Origin of the sequence: Chitinophaga sp. CF418, from assembly GCF_900142925.1 — a bacterium.
Lineage (GTDB): Bacteria > Bacteroidota > Bacteroidia > Chitinophagales > Chitinophagaceae > Chitinophaga.
Window position 1 is genome coordinate 66363 of the sequence record NZ_FRCN01000017.1, and the last position, 22368, is coordinate 88730.

The 22368-nt window shown below is 47.4% G+C and carries 15 protein-coding genes; 8 read left to right on the plus strand and 7 right to left on the minus strand.

From position 1 onward, the window contains the following. The first annotated feature begins 38 nt into the window (after window positions 1–38). On the plus strand, window positions 39–2795 hold the full coding sequence (locus tag F3I09_RS30095; protein WP_149698765.1) for a TonB-dependent receptor: 2757 nt from the start codon (window positions 39–41) through the stop codon (window positions 2793–2795). A 173-nt stretch (window positions 2796–2968) separates the two neighbouring features. Here F3I09_RS30095 and F3I09_RS30100 read toward each other — a convergent pair whose 3' ends face one another. Further along, on the minus strand, window positions 2969–4273 hold the full coding sequence (locus F3I09_RS30100; protein WP_149698766.1) for a GH36-type glycosyl hydrolase domain-containing protein: 1305 nt from the start codon (window positions 4271–4273) through the stop codon (window positions 2969–2971). Window positions 4274–4374: 101 nt separating this feature from the next. Here F3I09_RS30100 and F3I09_RS30105 point away from each other — a divergent pair, with 101 nt between their 5' ends. Beyond that, window positions 4375–5388 (plus strand): phosphotransferase enzyme family protein, encoded by a 1014-nt coding sequence (locus F3I09_RS30105; RefSeq protein ID WP_149698767.1) that lies wholly within the window; start codon window positions 4375–4377, stop codon window positions 5386–5388. A 243-nt stretch (window positions 5389–5631) separates the two neighbouring features. On the opposite strand, the gene ychF is transcribed toward F3I09_RS30105, so the two are convergent. Continuing rightward, window positions 5632–6735, minus strand: coding sequence for a redox-regulated ATPase YchF (gene ychF / locus F3I09_RS30110; protein ID WP_149698768.1), 1104 nt, complete (start codon window positions 6733–6735; stop codon window positions 5632–5634). A gap of 143 nt (window positions 6736–6878) precedes the next feature. On the opposite strand from ychF, the gene F3I09_RS30115 reads away from it, so the two are divergent. From F3I09_RS30115 to F3I09_RS30125, 3 genes are all read left to right on the plus strand, one after another. Next, complete coding sequence (locus F3I09_RS30115; RefSeq protein ID WP_149698769.1) at window positions 6879–8111, plus strand: nucleoside recognition domain-containing protein; 1233 nt, start codon at window positions 6879–6881, stop codon at window positions 8109–8111. 92 nt (window positions 8112–8203) lie between these two features. Beyond that, on the plus strand, window positions 8204–9448 hold the full coding sequence (locus F3I09_RS30120) for a YeiH family protein (protein WP_149698770.1): 1245 nt from the start codon (window positions 8204–8206) through the stop codon (window positions 9446–9448). Between the two features lie 81 nt (window positions 9449–9529). Then, window positions 9530–10792: a glycosyltransferase family 39 protein gene (locus tag F3I09_RS30125; RefSeq protein WP_149698771.1), complete on the plus strand. Its 1263-nt coding sequence runs from the start codon at window positions 9530–9532 to the stop codon at window positions 10790–10792. 7 nt (window positions 10793–10799) lie between these two features. Here F3I09_RS30125 and F3I09_RS30130 read toward each other — a convergent pair whose 3' ends face one another. The 3 genes from F3I09_RS30130 to F3I09_RS30140 form a co-directional block, all read right to left on the minus strand. Further along, window positions 10800–11093, minus strand: coding sequence for a thiamine-binding protein (locus tag F3I09_RS30130; RefSeq protein ID WP_149698772.1), 294 nt, complete (start codon window positions 11091–11093; stop codon window positions 10800–10802). A 175-nt stretch (window positions 11094–11268) separates the two neighbouring features. Continuing rightward, entirely contained in the window at window positions 11269–11460 is a 192-nt protein-coding gene (locus F3I09_RS30135; RefSeq protein ID WP_149698773.1) for a hypothetical protein, read from the minus strand. 81 nt (window positions 11461–11541) lie between these two features. Further along, window positions 11542–13077 carry a bifunctional GNAT family N-acetyltransferase/carbon-nitrogen hydrolase family protein gene (locus F3I09_RS30140; RefSeq protein ID WP_149698774.1) on the minus strand — a complete coding sequence of 512 codons (1536 nt, stop codon included), beginning with the start codon at window positions 13075–13077 and terminating at the stop codon, window positions 11542–11544. A gap of 134 nt (window positions 13078–13211) precedes the next feature. On the opposite strand from F3I09_RS30140, the gene F3I09_RS30145 reads away from it, so the two are divergent. Both F3I09_RS30145 and F3I09_RS34695 read left to right on the plus strand, forming a co-directional pair. Continuing rightward, entirely contained in the window at window positions 13212–14414 is a 1203-nt protein-coding gene (locus F3I09_RS30145; protein WP_149698775.1) for a glycosyltransferase, read from the plus strand. A 4-nt stretch (window positions 14415–14418) separates the two neighbouring features. Beyond that, complete coding sequence (locus tag F3I09_RS34695) at window positions 14419–15048, plus strand: DapH/DapD/GlmU-related protein (protein WP_149698776.1); 630 nt, start codon at window positions 14419–14421, stop codon at window positions 15046–15048. A 4-nt stretch (window positions 15049–15052) separates the two neighbouring features. Here F3I09_RS34695 and F3I09_RS30155 read toward each other — a convergent pair whose 3' ends face one another. Then, entirely contained in the window at window positions 15053–19240 is a 4188-nt protein-coding gene (locus F3I09_RS30155; protein ID WP_149698777.1) for a PKD domain-containing protein, read from the minus strand. Between the two features lie 514 nt (window positions 19241–19754). Here F3I09_RS30155 and F3I09_RS30160 point away from each other — a divergent pair. After that, window positions 19755–21092 (plus strand): lipopolysaccharide biosynthesis protein, encoded by a 1338-nt coding sequence (locus tag F3I09_RS30160; protein WP_149698778.1) that lies wholly within the window; start codon window positions 19755–19757, stop codon window positions 21090–21092. A 66-nt stretch (window positions 21093–21158) separates the two neighbouring features. On the opposite strand, the gene F3I09_RS30165 is transcribed toward F3I09_RS30160, so the two are convergent. After that, window positions 21159–22265 carry a hypothetical protein gene (locus F3I09_RS30165; RefSeq protein WP_149698779.1) on the minus strand — a complete coding sequence of 369 codons (1107 nt, stop codon included), beginning with the start codon at window positions 22263–22265 and terminating at the stop codon, window positions 21159–21161. Window positions 22266–22368: the final 103 nt, after the last annotated feature.

Here is a 22368-nt window from a genome sequence, read left to right on the forward strand (position 1 = left end):
GTATACGTAATCCCAAGATCATCCTAAATCGCCACAGTATGAAGAACTATCTACAACTCACCTGTTTGTGCGCCCTTTTGTTGCTCATAAACTTGTCTACAAGGGTCTATGGACAGCAACAACAGACAGTAACAGGTACTGTAACAGACAAAACGACGGGGAACCCAATGCCGGGAGTCACTGTCAGTGTCAAAGGCTCACTTGCCGGTACTATCACGGATGGTAGCGGAAATTTCAGATTCAACACGACCCGCCAGTTCCCGATCACGCTGGTATTTTCCTCAGTGGGGTATAGCAGCGCCCCGGTGGTGGTGAACAGTGCGGGTAACATTACTGTGCAACTCGCTTCTACGGAGATCCTGGGAGAAGAGATCGTAGTTGCCGCCAGTCGTGTATCTCAAAGTATACTGGAATCGCCGGTATCTATTGAGAAACTCAATGCAACGGCCATACGGGAATCTCCTACCCCTAGTTTCTATGATGCCCTGCCTTCTCTGAAAGGCGTTGAATCCAGCGTACAGAGCCTTACCTTCCGTACCATTACCACCAGGGGCTTCAACACCAATGGTAACACCCGCTTTAACCAGCTCATGGATGGTATGGACAACCAGGCGCCGGGCCTGAACTTCTCAGTAGGTAATATTGTCGGCATTTCCGAACTGGACGTAGCCAGCGTGGAACTGCTGCCAGGCGCATCCTCTGCCCTGTATGGCGCAGGAGGTATGAACGGTACATTACTGATGAACAGTAAAAGCCCCTTTGACTACCAGGGACTGAGCCTGAAACTGCAGGCAGGTATTAACCATGTAGGCAAAAAGCAGCAGGACCATATCGGTTTCATCCCGGATATTACTGCACGTTACGCTAAAGCCTTCGGTAAGTTCGCCTTTAAGCTCAATTTCGGGTATATGAAGGCTGACGACTGGCAGGCGGTGGATTCTACAAATTTTGACAGGTTAAACCTGCGGACAAAGGCAGGTTTCTCTCATGCTACAGATCCTAATTACGACGGTGTCAACGTTTATGGTGACGAGATCACCACTACTTATGGTGCTTCAGCGGGATTGCTCAATGGGCAAGCCGTATCCCGCACAGGTTACAAGGAAAGGGACCTGGTTGATTACAGCACAAGCAGCATGAAGACAGGCGCTGCATTCCATTATAAGATCACAGAGAATACAGAGGCCATCGTCCAGGGCAACTGGGGAACAGGTACCACTGTGTACACAGGCTCTGATCGTTATTCCCTGCGCAAATTCAACGTGGGTCAGTATAAGATCGAAGTAAGAGGCAAACGCTTCTTTGTACGTGGTTATACCACCCAGGAACGTTCCGGTAAGGCATACAATGCCACTGCATTGGGCACCCTGCTGAATGAAGCTTACAATCCCAGCGTGGTCAGGGACAATGACGGTAATGTAACCGGTGGATGGTTCGCAGAATATGCTTCCGTTTACAACCAGGCCCGTATGGGTGTCTTTCCCGGAGCGCCAGGTGTAAAGACAGATGCACAGGCACATGCCATTGCCAGGGGTGTAGCAGACAGGAACAGGCTGGCACCAGGTAGCGCCGCATTCAACCAGGCAAAAGAGACCATCACCAGCAATTATATCGGTTTCGGCGCCGGCAGGAACGGGGCCAAGTTCAACGATAAAACAAACCTGTACCACTACGAAGGTTTCTATGATTTCACCGATCATCTGAAAGTATTGGAAGTGCAGGCAGGTGCCGCTTTCCGCAGGTATTCCCTGAATTCTGACGGTACTATCTTTGACGATGGCGCCGGACGCATCAAGATCGATGAAGTAGGCGCTTACCTGCAGGTGGGTAAGAAACTGGTCAATGACAGGATCAAGCTGACTGGTTCTGTTCGTTATGATAAGAACGAGAATTTTGACGGCAGGTTTACACCACGTATATCCGGCGTGTTTACCGTTGCACCCCGTCACAATATCCGTTTGTCGTTCCAGACAGCTTACCGCAATCCTACCAACCAGGATCAGTACATCGACCTGCCTATCCGCGCCAATACCCGCCTGATAGGTGGATTACCAGAGATGCTGACCAAGTATGACCTCTACAACAATAAGGGTTATACGCAGGCCAGCGTACAACGCTATGCTGCCACCGGAGATCCTACCCAGCTGCAGCAATATACCTTCGGCAAGTTCAGACCAGAAAGTGTAAGCGCCTATGAGATCGGGTACAAGGGTCTGATAAAGAACCGCTTGCTGATCGATGCTTACTACTATTACAGCGCCTATAAGAATTTCCTTTCCTATACAGCGCTGATACAACCTACAGTACCACTGGCACAGGATCCGACCCTGAGCAGCGCCAAAATATTTGCTACCTACGTGAATAATCCTGAAACGGTAAAAGCACAGGGTGGCGCAATAGGGCTGGATTACCTGATCAAAAGCTGGACACTCTCAGGTAACTTCTCCTACAATGACCTTACAAACAATAAAGGAGAGCTTGACAATGCCTTCAACACGCCCAAATACCGTTTCAATATCGGTGTGGCCAGTAAGAGCATCGCCAAGAACTTAGGCTTTAACGTGATGTATCGTTGGCAGGATGCGTTTGTGTGGAGCTCCAGTTTCGTGAGAGGTACAGTGTCTGCTTATAGCACTGTAGATGCACAGGTTAATTACAGAATACCGAAGATCAGGGCTACTATCAAAGTAGGCGGTTCTAATATTACGAACCATTATTTCCAGACTTCTTATGGTAATCCGAAGGCAGGAGCTATTTATTATACAGCGATCCTGTTTGATGATCTGTTGAAATAGTTGGATTCATTTAAAAATAGCCCCGGGGATGTATCTCCGGGGCTATTTTAGGGTAACGCTAATCCCATCGCATGGAAGATTCTTAATCGCTTCAAGTCCACCCCGAACAGGTCGCTTCTTCGTCGCTTCTTCGTCCCTTCTTCGTCTGCTCTCCGCTGGGATGATATGTGCCTCTATTTATTCTTTTCTGCCCATTCCCGCAGCATGGTAATGGTATCAAACAGGACGCCTGCTTCTCCCCTGAAGTCACCGGAACCTTTCGGTTCACCGGTACGCACATCGTACCATTCATAGAAACCTTTACGGGCGATAGTTCTTGCCATGATGGGCTGTAATTCTTCCCAGGCTTCCTTTATCATTCCATTGGCAATCAGGGCCTGGATCATTCTGCCACCAAACCAGGTCCAGTCACCGGCATTCTGGTATACATAAGGATGCATGTTTGGAAATTCTGCTGCCGGATAAGGAGGATAGACGGTTATACCAATAGTAGCAAACTTCTCTTTGGCGGCAGCATCCACCATTTGTTTATTGATGGCGGCAATTTCTTCGGGTGTGTGAAGGCCGGCCAATATAGCACAGGCAGAGCCACCGGTGTACAGCATCTCCTTTTCATTGAATGATGCGGGGAAAGGACTGCCGTTCAGGTACAGGTGAGGGATGTATTTCTGTGCACCTGTTTCCCAGAGATGTTTACGCACGTTCTCTTTTATGTGCAGGGCTATGCTGGCCCAGTCTTCAGCAGGCTGATAGGATGCTGGTTTCATTGTCAGGAAGTCCTGTATGGCAATCAGGTACATGGCATTGTCGTATATGTCAAGCGCCCATTTGGTTTTATGGTTAATGACCACACCCCAGCCGGTTTCCGGCTGTACATCTCCCCAGTCGACGGTAGTGGCTCCTTTCACCAATCCGTATTCTTCTGCCCATCGCTCGTTGTGAACGTAGGCAAGCGCCTCTTCCATTCTCCGGATAACGGTCTTCTCTCCTATTTTTTCCTGGAGAATGGCGGTATCGCCGGTTACGTCAATGTACTTTCTGATGGCCTGGATAAGGGATGATTCCTGGTCTGTTTCTACGGTGTTTTTATGAGCAACCCAGTCGGGGGCCGCCGGGAAATAGCGGAATTCGTAACCCACATAGGCCTTTTTGATATCTATGAAACCATCGACGATGTCGCCTCCATTACCCTGCATTTTAAAAAAAAGGAGGAGCATGTCCTTCACTTTTTCCGGAGCATGGACTTTCAGTGAGCCCTTAATAAAAGTGTTGAAATCCCTGATCCAGACCTCGCCATAAGAGGTCCCGGCATTAAAACCGGTGAGCAGGCGTAGTGCCCGTGCCTGGATGGTGTCCAGGCGATGATCGTTACGGACGGCTAGTGATAGTTTCCTGTTGTCCGCCTTTTGAGCGAAGACAGGCGCCTGAAAGGCGAACATGGAAAGGAAAAAGATAAGGCAGATGGTGTTTATTTTCATATATCAGTTTGTTGAGACCAGTACCAAATGTACAAACATGAATTTACATGTACAAACATTCTATTTAAAGCAACAAAGTAAAGGTGTCTTATATTTGCGCCATGCAAACTGTTTTCCCAACCCTTTATTCGACCCTCAGCCCTACTGCCTTAGCCTCTTATATTACTCAGCAGTATACATTTGGACCCGTGGAGTGCCGGTTTATCGTACGTGGCGTAGGTGATACATATCTTGTTACATCTGCTGATAAGCAGTTCATTTTACGTATTTACAGGCCGTCCCATCGCACCCTGGGAAATATACAGGCGGAAGTGGAATTGCTGACGGCCCTGCATACTGCCGAAGTATCAGTATCTTATCCACTAGCGGATAAAGATGGCCACTATATCCAATCGCTGCCGGGAGCTGAAGGTACCCGCCATGCGGTGTTATTCAGTTATGCCGAAGGGCGTTCCCATAATATCCTGTCGGACATACAGCTACGCAATTTCGGGCAGGAAATGGCCCGTTTTCACAATATATCCTCTCAGATACAGCTGAGTGAGGACCGATGGACATTTGACCTGGAAACGACCTTATTCAGGCCCCTGGCTGCCGTAAAAGATTATTTCAGCGAAGATCCTGCCATCTATGAATGGTTATTGCAATCGGCAGATAAAGTGATGGCTTTTCTATCAGAGCTGGATACCTCCCGCTTTTCCTATGGCTATTGCCATTTTGATTTCCTGCCAAAGAACTTCCACTTTGACCCTCAGGATAATGTCACCTTCTTTGACTTTGATTTCTTCGGAAAAGGCTGGCTGGCTTATGATTTAATGACTTTTCATCAGCAATTGCTAATAGATACGCACATGGGCCGCCTGACAGCGGAACAGCGGGAAAAGACCTGGTCTCTTTTTATAGATGCTTACCGTACAGAGCGGGCGCTCAGCGAAGAAGAACTGGCGGCTATACCTTACCTGGCATTGGGGTTCTGGGTGTTTTATATGGGTTTTCATGCTACACATGATCAGTTCTATCCTTTGATGCAATCGCATATGTTACAGGGCAGGTTTGCGGTAGTTCGCAAGTTGTTGGAACAGGCATGGAAGGACACAATTCCGGCTGACCGGTAATATTGTCAGTATTTTCATGTGGATCAATTTTGACCTTGTTACTATGCCTTTACCATGCCTTTGCCATGCCTTTACTATGCCTTTGATATAGGGGGGTAATAGGCATAATTTGTGGGTTACGGACGCCATTATGACAGCTTTATGGGGGCCCTCGGTACCCCCTAAAATAGCGACGTCCCGGGGCCATCCCCGGGACATCTTAGATTTGTTGTACCCCTCAGTGGATTAAAACCCTGAGTATCTTTATACGTTGAAACGGAAGTGCATTACATCACCATCGCTCACGATATATTCTTTACCTTCTATACGTAAGCGGCCGTTATCGCGACAGGCGGTTTCGGAGCCATACTTAACGTAGTCATCATAGGCGATCACCTCTGCCTTGATGAAACCTTTCTCGAAATCGGTGTGGATCACGCTGGCTGCCTGTGGCGCTTTCCAGCCGGTGTGGATGGTCCACGCCCTTACTTCCTGCACACCTGCGGTGAAGTAGGTGATGAGGTTCAGGAGGCTGTATGCGGAACGGATCAGGCGGTTCAGGCCCGGTTCAGTCAGGTTGTATTCGGAAAGGAAGAGTTCTTTATCTGCCGGATCCTCCATTTCAGAGATCTGTGCTTCGATACTGTTGTTCATCACCACCACTGTTGCGTTTTCTGCCTTTACGGAAGCTGCAAGCTGCTCGGAGTATTTGTTGCCGGTCAGCATGGAAGCTTCGTCTACGTTAGCCACGTACAGTACTGGTTTTTCTGTCAGCAGGAACAGGTCGGCGATCGCGATGCGGTCTTCTTTGCTCAGTCCCAGCTCACGGATATTTTTACCCTTTTCCAGGTGCTCCTGGCATTGTTTCAGGATTTCGAATTCTATTTTAGCCTTTGGATCGCCACCGGTTTTAGCCATTTTCTCGGTACGTGCGATCTTCTTCTCTACGCTTTCGAGGTCTTTCAGCTGTAATTCTGTGTCAATGATCTCTTTATCGCTTACAGGGTTGATAGCGCCTTCTTCCCTTAGGATGTTATCGTCTTCGAAGCAGCGGATCACGTGTACGATGGCATCCACTTCACGGATATTGGCGAGGAACTTGTTACCAAGACCTTCCCCTTTACTGGCCCCTTTTACAAGACCTGCTATATCTACAAATTCAATAGTGGTAGGGACTACGCGGTTGGGTTTCACCAGCTCTTCCAGCTTTGCCAGCCTTTCATCCGGTACGTCTACAAGGCCTACGTTAGGTTCAATTGTACAGAAACGGTAATTGCTGGCCTGTGCCTTTGCACTATTGCTTACCGCATTAAATAAAGTCGACTTTCCTACATTCGGCAATCCAACAATTCCTACTTGTAACGCCATTTTTCAAAAAATTTGCGCGAAGATAATGCTTTTTTAGCTATCAATATCAAGTCCCCGGGAGGAGTCATCTGGTATAACACAGATTTATGCTTTTAATATTAAATTTTTGCCATTAGATTTGGCATTCAATCATTTCACACCATATGGCATTAAACTACGTCTGGCTGGCTTTCTTCCTGATCTCTTTTGTTGTGGCCGTTTGCCGGCTGATCTTCCTTCAGGATACGGCCGTGTTCTCTACCGTTATGAATGGCATGTTCGAGAGCGCCAAAACGGGGGCCGAGATCTCGCTGGGCCTGGCAGGCATTATGACCTTCTGGCTGGGGATCATGAAAGTAGGGGAAAAAGGTGGAATGATCGGCATCCTGGCCAGGGCGGTAGACCCTTTCTTTTCGAAGCTCTTCCCCGGGATACCTAAAAAACACCCTGCCATGGGGTCTATCCTCATGAACTTCAGCGCCAATGCTTTAGGGCTCGACAACGCCGCTACTCCTGTAGGGTTAAAGGCGATGAAACAGTTACAGGAGCTGAACCCTGAACCGGATACTGCTACCAATGCCCAGATCATGTTCCTGGTATTGAACACGGCTGGCATCACCCTGATACCTACCTCAGTAATAGCCCTGCGTATCGCCGCAGGTTCTCATAATGCTGCCGAGATATTCATTCCGACGCTGATAGGTACTATTATCTCTTTTGTGTCCGGGCTGATCTCTGTGGCCATATACCAGCGTATTAACCTGTTGAAGGCCCCTATCCTGCTGACCTTCGCCGTTTTCGGACTGGCACTGCTGGGGCTTTATTATGTGATGCCCTACCTTACGACTGAACAGCTGGCACAATACACAGCCTTCATCGGTGGCTTCACCATTTTTGCCATTATTGTAGGTTTTCTTGCATTAGGCGTTGTTAAAAAGATCAATGTATACGATGTGTTCATAGAGGGAGCGAAAGAAGGCTTCCAGGTATCTGTTACCATTATTCCCTACCTGGTGACCATGCTCGTGGCTATCAGTACTTTCCGGAACACCGGCTGTATGGACTATGTGCTGGATGGTATTGCCAGCCTGTTTGCGGCGATGGGAATGAACACGGATTTTGTACCCGCGCTCCCTGTAGGCTTAATGAAACCGCTCAGTGGAGGCGCTGCCCGTGCTCTCATGGTGGACATTCTGAAAACACACGGACCGGATTCTTTCGCCGGACGTCTGGCCAGTATTATACAGGGATCAACCGAGACAACGTTCTATGTACTGGCGGTATATTTCGGTTCTGTGAACATCAAAAAGACCAAATATGCGCTGACATGTGGTCTGATTGCTGATGTGGTAGGACTGGTCGCTGCTATTGTTATAGGATACATTTTCTTTCATTAAATAAATTCTTTCACTAACTTGGGGGCCACCACCACCAATAAGTCCGCTTCCACCACGAGGTACTCTTAAACATTTAATGCCACTTAACTATCATGCCTAAGAAAACGCTGCACGAAGACTGGATTGCTGTTATTATTGCTTTTTTAACGATAGGCCTGGTGCTTTTAGGTCTCAAGCCCGTATTCCCGAAGATCGCCGTCTGGAGCGACGCATCCGTTGTGACGGCACAGTTTGGAGGAGTGGCTGTCTGGCAACAAACGGGACTCTTATTTCTCTGGGTTTTGGGCAGCCTCCTGCTGGCGAAGGCTTTTACCGGAAAAGTAGAATTCGCGAAACTGCTGGTGTCTCTGTTGTTTATCGTTTTTATCACCCTGCTGGCGCAGTTCATTGCCAGTTATAAGACACTGAAGGATTTTGGTATAGAGGTCGTGTTATTCAGCCTGATACTGGGGCTGCTGATCAGCAACCTGGTGGGCATACCGGCTATACTGAGGCCAGCCATACAAACGGAGCTGTATATCAAGATCGGCCTGGTACTGCTGGGCGCCAACGTACTTTTCCAGGACATTCTGAAAGCGGGCGGACTCGGTATACTGCAATCCGTAGCGGTGGTGTTCACCGTATGGTATTTCAGTTTCTGGGTATGCCGCAAGTTCAAGCTGGATGATGAATTCCGTATGATGATCTCCAGTGCGGTATCCATCTGCGGGGTATCTGCCGCTATTGCGACTGCGGGCGCCATTGAAGGTGATAATAAGAAATTGTCCCATGTCATCTCCCTGGTCCTTATCGTGGCTATTCCGATGATGCTGTTCATGCCATATATCGCTACCTGGGCGCATATGTCGCCCGCTGTAGCCGGCGCCTGGCTGGGAGGAACGATCGATACCTCCGGTGCTGTGGTGGCAGCCGGTAGCATGCTGGGAGAAGAAGCCCTGAAATATGCTACCCTGGTTAAATTCTCACAGAATGTGCTGCTTGGACTGGCTGCTTTCTTTATTTCTGTTTACTGGTCATATACCCGCAAGGAAGCCGGTTATGAAAAGCCAACCCTGCGTACTATCTGGGAACGTTTTCCCAAGTTTGTACTGGGTTTCGTACTGGCGTCCCTTCTATTTTCCTTTGCATTGTCTCCTGCTACGGTAGCTGGCGCTAAAGGTCCTTTAAAAGAATTGCAAACATATTGGTTCGCTATTGCGTTTACCTGTATAGGACTGGAGACTAAATTCACTGATATCTTTAAAATAGAGAATGGCCGTCCTGCAATGGCATTTATCATTGCACAGCTCTTCAATATCATATTTACGCTGGTGATAGCTTACCTTGTGTTCGGTTGATAATTTAAAAGGAGATCTTCCACAGACCGCAGGTGAACGATTCACAACGGTCTGTGGATGGTCTACTGCCGAATTATTGACATGCTACGCCCCAATACACACGAGAGAATATTATTGGTCGCCGGTATAAGCGGTTACCTACTGCTGCTGCTCATCACCATACTGCATTGGCAGGCACCTCTGTTTGATGAACCGTACTTTATTTCTAATGTTTATCGCCTGCAACAATACGGCCTATCCCGTACTTTCCTGTTAAACATAGACAATCAGGCCCCGGGGCCATTATATCAGCTTGTGCATTATGCGCTGGCGCCTGTTACGCATTTACAGACACCGGGTATCCGGCTGGTGAATACATTTATGCTGCTGTTTATCATTCTGCTGCTGACAGCCATTATACGGAAGATGCAGCGGCGGGTAAAGAGAAGCGTGTGGTTGCCTGCGTTACATATCATGGCGGTGCCAATGGTGTGGCAGGTATCGGGGATGGCATTGACAGAAATACCATCGATGCTCTTTGCCACACTATCTATCTGGCTCTTACAGCTGGCGCTGGAATATACCCGAAAACCCTGGGCGCTGGGCATATTCCTCTCCCTGCTGGCGGGAGGGTGCCTGGGACTGGCGATACTGGGCCGTTCTACTTTCCTGGTACTTGTTCCCGCCGCTTTGCTATTACTACTGCAATCGGCGGGGGAATGGAAGCGTTGGGTACTTGTTAGTATATACATGGGCGTGGCACTGCTTTGCTGCGTACCGGTATTTGTGATCTGGGGAGGATTGATGCCGCCAAAGCAGGCTATCATCAGCACCGGAAGCATGGAGCCATGGCATGGGATACTTGCTTTTGCCTATGGGGCCCTGATCGTACTGATCGTTGCGCCGGGCTGGTTTATCTATAGGCGTTTGACACTGCCGGTGTTGGCAGCGTTGTATATCATCCTGCTGCCTGTTAACTATTACTGGCTGCACTTGCAATACGCTCCATTGAATGAGGCCATGAAAAAGATCTTTCCGGCAGCTGTAATGCAGATATATCCCTATCTCATCTCTCCTATGCTGATGACCATCGCGCTGTACTTCCTGTACAGTACCTTCCTGCAGTGGATGGAGCGTCGTACAGAGCCTTTTTTCCTCTTCATATTACTGGCCACGCTGCTGATGCTGGCTACCAGTTTCAGGATAACCCATCTTTTCAGCTCCAGGTATGTAGCGCAGGCTGCGCCATTGTTCATCATACTGCTGGCGCCTTATATCCGCGCCAGTAAACAACAGTGCATCAGGTTTGCTGCCGGAATGATCATTGGGCTGTTATCGCTGGAAACCTATTTCCTTTTCAGATAAATATGGCTTAGTCGTACTTGCCGGTCTTATCTTCAATGCTGACGTCTGCATCCTTTTTGATCTGCATCTTTACGTATACCAGCAGCTGTGAGGCGCCGGCTTTGAAGCAGACATCCTGTGCCTTACGAACTACATCCATACATTCGTCATAAGTACCTTCTATTACCGTTTCGAAAGGACATACCCTGTATTTCAGGCCGGAAGCCTGTATCACGGCGATAGCCTCGTCTACCACGGCGTATACCTGGTCGCTGGGTACGGAAGGAAGGATCTGTAATGCTAAATTGATCTTGTGTGCCATATTGATTTCAGGTAATTACTCACCCGTTTTAAGGTTATAGTATTAAAAGAAAGGTAAATCTATTTGGTTTGCCTTTTTGATTTTAAAAACTTTAGTAAATAAAAACCTTACCAGTTGCCTGATAAGGTTCAAATTATTTAGGGGTACAGTAGACAATCTTTTAAGGATAATTTACTTAATGGACATTTACACCTGCTAATTTAGCCATTACATCCAGATTTGCATTGTAGTGTGTCCAACGTTCAATTTTTTTCAATTCTCCATTTATACTTACTAATTCTGCTTCAACGCCATTTAATCTAGCGTTCATATCGCTTTTTAAGGATTGAATAGCAGCCATTATAACCTCAAATTGATTTTCAGACATTCATTACAATTTTAGATTTAAATATTACAGTATAGTGCTAAATTAAGTATTAATCAATTGGTGGACAATTTTTAGCCATTTTTAACTTTTTTTCCATTTGACCTCATAGAGGTCCTTGCGCATATCCTTCTTTGTCTGTACGCTGCCAAAGGCGTTCAGCTCTTTCAGCAGCACCAGGTCCACATCCGCGATGACCACCATCTCTGTGTTGGCTGTGGCATCTGCTTTCACACCGGTAACGGGGAATGCAAAGTCAGAAGGTGTAAATACAGCACTCTGTGCATATTGCAGGTCCATGTTGTTCACCTTTGGCAGATTCCCGACACAACCTGCAATGGCCACGTAACACTCATTCTCGATTGCCCTGGCCTGTGCGCAGAACTTCACACGGTTGAAAGCATGCTGCGTATCAGTCAGGAAAGGTACAAACAATATTTGCATTCCCTGCTCTGACAATATACGTGAGGGTTCCGGGAACTCCACATCATAACAGATCTGGATACCTATTTTTCCGCAATCTGTATCGAATGCCTTCAGCCTGTCGCCTCCCTTTACGCCCCAGGCATATACTTCACTGGGCGTTGGATGCATTTTGATATACTCTTCGTGTGTGCCATCACGACGGCAAAGGTAACAGATGTTGTACAGTGCCTCGTCAATGACAATCGGCATGCTGCCGCAAATGATATTCACGTTGTAAGACACTGCATGTTGAATGAACTGCTCTCTTAGCTGCTCTGTATACTTTGCCACTCCCCTGATGGCTCCCGCAGCATCCAGCTGACTGAATTCCGCCATCAGCGGAGCGTTGAACAGTTCGGGAAATACGACAAAGTCTGAACCATAATCGCTTACCGCATCAATAAAATATTCCACCTGTTGCATGAAGCCCTCCAGGCTCCCATAGTCGCGCATCTGCCATTGTACCAGCCCTATGCGCACAGTGGATTTATTGTAACGGATCGTGTCATGATCTTTTTCATAGTAGATATTATACCATTGCAGCAGCGTGGCAAAGCCTTTGGAGGCTTCGTCATGCGGAAGATAATTCTTCAGGATCTTCTTTACCTGGAAGTCGTTGGAGAACTGAAAAGTCAAAGTAGGATCATAGATCTCTTTATCACGTACTTTTTCGATATAGTCCCTGGGCGACATCTCATCAGCATATTTAAGATAATTGGGTATACGGCCACCAGCCACGATACCGCTGAGGTTCAGTCTTTCGCAGAGGGTCTTGCGGGCATCGTACAATCGCCGGGCAAGTCGCCGGCCGCGATAATCAGGATGTACGAAAACCTCAATACCGTAGAGGACATCCCCCTTACGGTCATGTGTGCTAAAAGTATAATAACCTGTTATTTGTTCATACGTATGTTCGTCACCGAATTTTCCATAATCAACGATGATAGACAATGCGCAGCCTACCACCTTATCGTTTACGGTAACGGCAATCTGTCCTTCGGGAAAAAGCTCCACCAGCCGGCGGATGGTGGGTTCGCGCCAGTAGCTGCCTTCCATGTCTGCGTATGCAGATACCATAGATTCTTTCAGGTCGAGATAATCTTCAGGAGTTAACTGCCTGATATCGATCGTTTCGGGAATATGTTTTGAAGTCATAAAATAATAGTTCACTTTTATCTTTTACTGCTGCTTTTCTATAATGTGAAAAAAGTAGCTATATTTGAATCGTTTTTAGCCATGCTCCCTTGAGACCTCAATAAGTAATTATATCACCATAATTCTTAACTGCAGTGTCACTCATCAGGAACCGGGATATTGTTATCATTGGATTACAGCAGTGGTATACCCCAATAGGAAGTAATTGTAAGAATATAGCATTACAATTCGCGCGCCACAACCGTGTGTTGTATGTCAATTCACCGCTTGACCGGCGAACCATCCTACATCAAAAGGATGATCCCAATATCTCTTATCATCTCAGAACTTTACAGAAGAAAGAACCTGCGATCGTACCGGTTGGGGAAAATCTGTGGGCTTATTATCCTTCTTCTATACTTGAATCAATTAACTGGCTGCCGGCGAGGGCGCAGCCACTTTTCTCCTGGTTAAACAAACGGAACAACAGGAAGTTTGCAGGGAGCATTAAAGAAGCGCTCACAACATTGGGCTTCACTGACGTTATCCTCTTCAATGATAACGATATTTTCCGTGGTTTTTACATGAAAGAATTGCTCAAACCGGCTACTTACATTTATTACAGCCGGGACTACCTGCTGGGCGTGGATTACTGGAAAAAACACGGAGAAAAACTGGAACCCCTGCATATCGCAAAAGCAGATGTAGCCCTGGCGAACTCCACCTATCTGACAGATATTCTTAAAAAATATAATCCGAACAGCTTTTATGTGGGGCAGGGATGCGATCTCTCCCTGTTTGACGTAACACAACATTATGCTGTGCCTGCGGACCTGGCGAACATAAAAGGACCGCGAATAGGTTATGTGGGGTCATTGAATGCGCACCGGCTGGACCCGGCCATTATTGAGCATATTGCCAGGGAAAAAAGTGACTGGTCAATAGTACTGGTCGGGCCGGAGGATGAGTATTTTCAGCAATCTGTACTGCACCAGCTGCCTAATGTATATTTCCTGGGCCGGAAGGAGCTCAAAGACTTGCCGGCTTATATAAAGGCCTTTGATGTATGCATCAATCCACAGCAGGTGAACGTACTGACTGTAGGCAATTATCCACTAAAAATAGACGAATACCTCGCTTTAGGGAAACCGGTGGTAGCAACCGCCACCAGGACAATGGAATATTTCGATTCACACACCTATCTTGCCCGGAATGCAAATGAGTATGTTACACTGATCAGCAAGGCGCTTTCAGAAGATAGTCCTGCCCTGCAGGAAAAGCGCATTGCCTTTGCCCGCTCACATAGCTGGGAAAACTCCGTAACAGCCATTTATGAGGCAATATTAAATACCGCATGACCAGATGAGCACATTATTAAGCCTGAAAGAAAAGATCAAAAGTAATCCTGGCCTCAAACAATTTGCGCACCGCATGATAATGCCCAAGGGGCAGGCCAGGCCCCGTTTATGGGTAAGACTGGTGGTGAACCGCTTTGTACATAAAAGAGGGAAAGGCGCTATAGTGCGCCGTTATACCCGGCTGGACGTATTCCCCTTCAATAACTTTACACTGGGCGCTAAGTCCATCATTGAGGATTTCGCCACCGTCAATAACGGGATGGGCGATGTAATTATCGGCAACAATGTACAGGTGGGTATGGGAAATGTGCTGATAGGTCCCGTTACTATTGGCGACAATGTGATCATTGCTCAGAATGTGGTGATGTCGGGACTCAATCATGGCTACCAGGATATTACTGTTCCCATTGGCATGCAGCCTTGTACAACGGGAGAGATCAACATTGGCGCCGACAGCTGGATCGGTGCAAATGCCGTGATCACTGCGGGCACAAAAATAGGAGAACATGCCGTGGTAGCAGCGGGTAGCGTTGTTACCAGGAATGTTCCCCCATTCAGCATTGTAGCCGGGAATCCTGCAAGAATCATCAAGCAGTATAACCCGGCTACAAAATTGTGGGAAAAGGTCCCCTGATCTCTTAATTAGCCTTTATAAACTTCGTACTCCATTTATAAGTGCTGTTCTTGTATGTGACCTGCAGGATGTATGTACCTGCTGGCAGAGATGATACATCCAGCGATTGCTGCAGGTTATCTCCTGCCGGCAGTACATAACTCTTCATGGCCTTACCCGACATATTGAAGATGGTAATAGTACCCTGTGTAGCGTCCTTCATACGTTGTTTTAAGTACAAGGTGCTGACAACCGGGTTCGGATAAGTCGTGATCTCAGGGATGAACGGATCTCCATCCGCATCAAGCACGGTCACTTCGAAAGTAGAGCGGTTGCTCAGATTATTGGCATCGGTTACGATCAGTTCAAATACATAGCTGCCAGGGAATGTCATACCGGAGATCTTCGTGCTCTTCGCATTCGGAGCAGAGAAAACAGCCTGCAGCGGACCATATACCTGTTTCCATGCGTAGGAAGTAATGGTGCTGTTAATAGCATAAGAGGCACTACCATCAGCATTCATGCTTTCTACCGGCAACTTAAGCGTCAGGTCGCCCTGCGTGCGGGCTACAGGCGCCTTATCATTATTATCGTCAGTTTTAGCCGGCAATACCTTTACTGTTATCTTGTCTGTGGCAGTAGCCTTGCTATTGTCTGTTACAGTCAGTTCGAACACATAAGTACCTTCTGTCAAATCAGACACCACATTGATGATCCCCTGTGAATTGGAGAAGTGAACATCTTTACCGGAAGTCTTCAGCCAGCGGTAGTTGGTGATCACGCCGTCTGCATCGGAAGAAGCTGCTCCGTTCAGGATGACACTGTTCACCGGCAATGTGATGGTTACATCAGCACCGGCATTGGCAACAGGGGCTTTATTGGTAGCAGGAGCCGAACCTTTCACCACTACTCTCATTGTATCAGTATCGATCATATTATCATCGTCGGCAACGGTGAGCGTCAGTACATAAGTACCCTGTACCAGGTCTGTTGCCCTGGTAACAGCCACATTGGACTGTGTGAAGGTACCACCGGAAGGACCGCTCAGCTTCCTCCATGCATATTTTACGATCTTACCGTCTGCATCTTTGGAGGCACTTCCGTTCAGGTCTACTGTATTGTTTGGCAGTGTGATGGTCTGGTCAGGTCCGGCATTTGCAACAGGCGCTCTATCAGCCGGTGAAAGATTCACTCTCACCACCACGTTGGCAGTGCCTGTAGCGTTGTCGTCGTCGGTGACAGTCAGCGCGAATGTGTAGGTACCGCCTACCAGGCCTGTTACTGTCGTTTTAGCCTGGTTAGCACTGGTGACTACGCCACCGGCAGCAGGTCCGCTTATTTTCTTCCACGCATATTTCACGATCTTACCGTCTGCATCTTTGGAAGCAGAACCGTCGAGCGTTACTGTACTGGTTGGTAATGTAATACTCTGCATGGTACCCGCAGTGGCCACTGGCGCCTTATTCGGTTGTGCAACAGGGTTTACAGTTACCGTCACATTTGCAGTAGCTGTTGCGTTATCATCATCAGTCACGGTCAGGGAGAATACATAAGTACCAGTCACAAGACCTGTTGCCGTAGTTTTAGCTAAAGTAGCACTGGAGAATGTACCGCCAGCAGGACCACTTACTTTCTTCCAGGCGTATCTGGTGATCTTACCGTCAGCATCTTTGGAAGCTGAACCATCCAGCGCTGCTGTATTTACAGGCAGCGTAATGGTGGTATTGGCGCCTGCATTTGCTACAGGTGCTTTGTTAGCTGCCGCAGGATTTACTTTTACAATAATACTGTCTATGTCTGTAGCCGACTTGTTATCTGTAACGGTCAGTGTGAAGATGTAAGTACCCGCAGTCAGTCCGGTTACGCTAGTTGTAGCAGTTGCTGCATTAGTGATTGTTCCTCCGGCTGGTCCGGACAGTTTTGCCCATACATATTTGCTGATCTTACCATCTGCATCTGTGGAAGCAGCGGCATCGAGTGTTACGGTATTTGTTGGCAGGGTGATGGTAATATCCTTACCGGCATTGGCCACCGGGTTATCGTTACCGTTGCCCGGACCAGCAGGTCCCTGGTACTCATAGGCGCCCACATCAAAGCCCTTGTTCACAGGGCGTTTGTTCCCGTCAAGGTCATCTGCCAGCCCCAGGTCTGCCACCGATTTACCTTCATCAATAGCTTTCGATTTACTTGCAAGGTGCAGATCGCCACCGGCAACGTTGACCACTAGCTTACCTGCATTTGCAGTGGTAGAGAACAGGTTATTGCCGTAGTCGAATTTAATATTCTGCGCTCCCCTGATGTAAATACCATCAGTAGGATAGCTGCCTCCCAAAGACTTCTCGATTATCAGGTTGTTGTACACCTTATGGCCGATAGTGGTCAGGTAAGCGTATATCTTAATACCGCTATTGCCGGTGTTATAGATCGTGTTATTGTAGATGTATGCGGTGACAGGTTCCAGGATCAGCTTATCTGCCACCTGGATACCTTCACCGTTCTCTACGTTGGAAACTGTATTATTGTATACATAAGAAATGCCGGATCCAAATAAGGCAATACCAGGCAGATAACCATTGTCAACAACGTTATCATATAGCCTCACACGGGAGCCGCCCCCCATCAGCATGCCGTAGCTCTGTGCATCCAGTTTGTTGGTGCCATAGTTACGGACAACATTGTTGTGTACCCTATTGTCTCCCATATCTGCCATGGCTACCTGGATACCATCCTGGCCCATGTACTGGAGGTCATTGTCGTATACTTCCAGGTCTTGTATATGGTGGGATTTGATGCCTTTACAAAGGGCATAATCCATGATGTAGTGTGTGTTACCGATATAGAACCCTTCATAGGCAGCATAGCGACCTTTGATATGGTGGATCTTTACATTTTTCATCAGGTATTTACCTTCCCAGAACTGAGGATTGTCGCACTCCTGGGTGGTCTTGGCTACTATAAAGGAGCCTACGTCGTGGATATAGAAGTTGTGGACGTCAATATCGGAGCTGCCTGAGCCCAGGTACATTCCCTGCATTTTAACACCAATCAGGTTCTGACCATTTACATCAAAGCCGTATTCAACACCGGGAGTACCGGAACCTGTGATATGCAGGTATTTGCCACCCATGATGCCGAAGGAAACATCTGTTTTCAGGGTCTTGATACCTGTTCTTACCACACCGCCGCAGTTGGTGATAACGATCGGTTTAGCGGCGGTACCTACCAGGTTACCCAGCTGTATGAACTCGTAGTCGCCCGCGGGAATACAGAGTGTATCACCCGGATTCAGTTTGAAGGCGCTCATGGCGTCCGTATAGTACATGCCAAAGCCGATGTTAGGCTTCGCCATCACTTTCTTATTGCCTGAAGGAGGTGGAGCAGGCGGACTGGAAACAGGCGTCCCCTTCTCATACTGCAGCATCCACTCATATACATTCATGCCATTCTCCCTATAGTCAGGATCATAGGCTTTGGACCATGCATCATGTCCTTTTGCGTCGAAAATGGTGAGTTTGGGTTCAGGGTTTGGAGCCGGGGAATAAGCGTCAATCATGGATACCCAGTCCCTGGAATATTGTGAAGGTACCATGGGGTCGTCTTCATTATGAAGGAACCACATCGGTACATCGTTTTTAGCTACTGTGTTGGGAGCTCTCGGTAGTTGTTTCGGGTTCATATTACCCGCAATAGGCACAACGGCAGCGGGGATCTGGGCATAGGAATCGCCTGCACTTGCAAAATCTTCCGTAACACCGCCTCCCATGCTCAAACCGGTTATATAGATACGTTTACTATCAATCCTGAATTTGCCTTTCAGATAGTTGATCAGGCTTAATACATCTACCGGGGCGGGAATTTTCTCAAACTGAGGAGCTGCTACAATAAATGAAAAAGATTTGCCTTTGACTTTAAATGAGGTGGGAAATGTTCCGTTTTCAATGAGCTTGGGTATGCCATTCCTCAGCACAGCCGGCAGCTGTGTAGTACCGTTTCCCAGTTCTCCTATCCCATGAATGAAGATCAGCAGTGGAAAAGATTCATTGCTGCCTGCATAGGATGGTGGAACGTATTCGTAATACCCCCCGGAATTTGTAACATTAGTTCCGGCTAATGATACCGCTTTCATTTGAGCGGTTGCGGCTAGCGTTGTGTACAGCATCACTGTAAGGCATACAGTGAACATTCTGAACAAAGTCGTGTACAAATGTTTCATCAGTCAGGTTTTTCAATTTATCATATATGGTGTGCCTCGAGGGGGTCAGCCCCTGTTTCTAAAAAAATGACAAAGCGATCAGTTGAAAATGGGTAAGTCACGCCGGATGTAATCGTGTACGTTGTCCCACAGAGGTCTCGTCAAGGTCGTCGTGATGGTCCGTTTACTCACCTGGTTCTTCATAAGGGCGTCTGATTATTGCTTGTGTGTCCCAATCATCTGATATTCTTCTACTTCTTAGATATTCTTCAAGATCCCGCGGCAAAGTACAATAATTTCACTATCAAATAGAATATTTTTTATATGTAATTATATTAATTAATAAAGCGTTATAAAAACTAATACGTAAGGAAATAGAAAATATAATATTGCCGGGGCCGGGTGAAATTAAATTTTGTCAGACATTTACATTATGGTAATATTGTAGCCACCGGAATACACCTTTCCCCAATAATCTTATCCTGTACAAAGACCGCACAAGATTTCAATTCATTGGTTTTATATCAAAAAATACATGGGATTTAAATTATTATCGGTATTTAACAACAGGCATTTTCACTCCTTATTAGGTAATCTAGTCTCTGCTTTCCTGAACGTCCTATCATTTGCCATTCTTGTTCGTTTACTATCGCTTTCCGCTTTCGGGGAATGGGTATTGTTTATAGGCACTTACACGGTACTTGATCAGATCCGAACGGCATTGCTGCAATCGGGCATCATAAAATTCTATACCGGTGTAGATGAAGAAACCGGGCGGGAAGTTGCAGGCAGCGCATGGTACCTCGTGCTCATTTTAACGGGCATTTACCTGCTTTTAAATCTCATTGCAGGACTTATACTATACAACTTTTTCGATGAAACCTGGCGCTTTTTTATGCGTTGGCTGGGCCTTATGATGGTGGTATCTGTTCCGTTCAATGTGGCCAGCTGGTTCCTGCAGGCGGAGCACCGTTTTGACAAGATATTGCAGATACGTTTCTGGCAGAACGGAGGCTTCCTGGTAGTAATAGTATTGTTTCACCTTTTCGGCACCGTTACCCTCCCCCACGTATTGGTTGCATACATGACGGGACTGGCGGCTACCAGCGGCTTTACGCTGATAAAAGGATGGACCAAGGTGCGTACGGTCGTACACAGCACTAAAAAGCAGGTGATCATACTGGTAAAATACGGCTGGCTCATTGTAGGCAGCATGATCTCTTCCGGTTTCCTCAATTACTCAGATAATTTCCTGATCCGTACCATGATCAGCCCCGCGGCAGTAGCTATTTACAGTATTCCGCAGAAGTTCATGGAGGTAATAGAGATCATCCTCCGCAGTTTTGTAGCTACAGCACAGCCTACACTTTCCGGGGCAGCCAACAGGAATGACTGGCCGGAGGTATCACGGGCCTTCAGCCGCTATACGGGCGTTGTCAGCATTGTAATCATTCCTTTTATTATTGGCATGATCCTCTTTACCAAGCCCCTGATCATCATACTGGCAGGCCGTGCATACATACCTGCAACAGATGTGGTGCGCATCTTCCTGCTGTGTGCTTTTCTCTACCCTATTGATCGCTTTATCGGAGTGGCCCTGGATATGATCAACCGGCCCCTGACCAATTTCTATAAGAACTTCATAAAACTGGTGCTGAATATCATTGGCGATGTTGTCTTCATAGTGCTCTTCCACGATGTGCGCTGGGTAGCATTCGGTTCGCTGCTGAATATGATCATTTGTGTGGTGATAGGTTATTATATGCTGAAGAAATATGTGCCGTTCACGACGGGCGAGATTATCCGGTTAGGATGGGCGGAATGCCTGGTGATGTTAGAGAAGGTGAGCGGGAAACTGCGGCTGGTGAAATAATTGTAGCAGGGTTGCCTGTTTCCTGACAGAAAGAAACAGGCAACATTGCTTATGAATTTATAACGATCAGGGCGTGTCCATGCTCTGGATCAGCGCAACCAGGGCAGCCGGTGTTACCGGAGCCAGGGAGAAACTAATCGATACATAATTCTGACCACCCGGAGGCGTCGGAATATTGACAGGCAGTTTCTGCGCAAAGAAGCCACCATTGAGCGCCGTGATGGCCAGGAAAGTACCTGCCTGACCAATGGGCACAGAATTCTGATAACTTAGTAAACCCTGGCGACCAACTGGCGCATTCAGGATCACATTGTACAATTTCACAACCGTATTTACACCGGAAGGTTTGAAGAACAGCATGCAGGGCTCTTCACCACCGTAGCTGGTCTGTGTGGCAGGATTATAGAAGTTGGTAAAATAACCCAGTACCGTGGTTTTGGGGCCAGGCAGATTAGTTAAAGCGTCGCAATTTCTCCAGGTCATCAGGCTGTCGAGACGGAAATTCAATGTGCTGGTAGAGCCGTCGAATAATGCGAATCCAGGCGCCGGATTCCAGGAAACACCCTGATTAGCGCTGGCTGCAACAGGAATGGTTACAGGCTGATTCACATCATTGTAACCCGAAGTGGTGATAATAACAGACGTATCACCACCCCATAATGGTACACCATCCTGTCCGGGTCTTTTAGCAACGGGCACCTGCACGGCCACAGCACTGTCCACCCGCAATTTAAGATCCTGTCCTGCCTGGCTGGCACGTACGAAGAATTCTCCGTAAGAAGTAAGCTGGGCTCCACCATTGTTAGCTGTGGGTCTGCTGGCAAAGATCATGCTGCTGGGCTTTAAGATCTCCTTAATGACTATGTCTACAGTACCTGAAACCGGGCCACCACTCTGTGTGGTAAGAGAGTTCGGACTGATGGTGTAAACAGAACCTTGTTTGGTTTTGATTCTACCACCCTGTCTTCCGTCTACTTTGAAAAATTCGTACTGGGGACCATTCTGCTGCAACAGCTTTGCCAACATGGCCCCGTCGGGATCTGTCTCGGCAGCTACAGCGGCAATCTCATTATGATTCTGAAGTCTGGCCTCTTTGGCTTCTTTCGAGCAGGATACAAAAGTGAGCGCGGCTACGCACAAGCCGCTCCATGTTCTGAGGGAAAAGGATTTCATCGTGGGTTTGTTTTAAGTTAGGGGTTTTCTGTCGGGGATAAAATTATTCATTATGGCTGCTGTAATATAGACACCTCAATATAACTTTCATGAATACTTATGC

Excerpts from the sequence above, each read along its gene's own strand:
- F3I09_RS30125 (WP_149698771.1), top strand. The coding sequence starts at position 9,530 with ATGCTACGCCCCAATACACACGAGAGAATATTATTGGTCGCCGGTATA.
- F3I09_RS30160 (WP_149698778.1), top strand. The coding sequence starts at position 19,755 with ATGGGATTTAAATTATTATCGGTATTTAACAACAGGCATTTTCACTCC.
- F3I09_RS30165 (WP_149698779.1), bottom strand. The coding sequence starts at position 22,265 with ATGAAATCCTTTTCCCTCAGAACATGGAGCGGCTTGTGCGTAGCCGCG.
- F3I09_RS30095 (WP_149698765.1), top strand. The coding sequence starts at position 39 with ATGAAGAACTATCTACAACTCACCTGTTTGTGCGCCCTTTTGTTGCTC.
- F3I09_RS30130 (WP_149698772.1), bottom strand. The coding sequence starts at position 11,093 with ATGGCACACAAGATCAATTTAGCATTACAGATCCTTCCTTCCGTACCC.
- F3I09_RS30155 (WP_149698777.1), bottom strand. The coding sequence starts at position 19,240 with ATGAAACATTTGTACACGACTTTGTTCAGAATGTTCACTGTATGCCTT.
- F3I09_RS30135 (WP_149698773.1), bottom strand. The coding sequence starts at position 11,460 with ATGTCTGAAAATCAATTTGAGGTTATAATGGCTGCTATTCAATCCTTA.
- F3I09_RS30105 (WP_149698767.1), top strand. The coding sequence starts at position 4,375 with ATGCAAACTGTTTTCCCAACCCTTTATTCGACCCTCAGCCCTACTGCC.
- F3I09_RS30140 (WP_149698774.1), bottom strand. The coding sequence starts at position 13,077 with ATGACTTCAAAACATATTCCCGAAACGATCGATATCAGGCAGTTAACT.
- ychF (WP_149698768.1), bottom strand. The coding sequence starts at position 6,735 with ATGGCGTTACAAGTAGGAATTGTTGGATTGCCGAATGTAGGAAAGTCG.
- F3I09_RS34695 (WP_149698776.1), top strand. The coding sequence starts at position 14,419 with ATGAGCACATTATTAAGCCTGAAAGAAAAGATCAAAAGTAATCCTGGC.
- F3I09_RS30120 (WP_149698770.1), top strand. The coding sequence starts at position 8,204 with ATGCCTAAGAAAACGCTGCACGAAGACTGGATTGCTGTTATTATTGCT.
- F3I09_RS30100 (WP_149698766.1), bottom strand. The coding sequence starts at position 4,273 with ATGAAAATAAACACCATCTGCCTTATCTTTTTCCTTTCCATGTTCGCC.
- F3I09_RS30115 (WP_149698769.1), top strand. The coding sequence starts at position 6,879 with ATGGCATTAAACTACGTCTGGCTGGCTTTCTTCCTGATCTCTTTTGTT.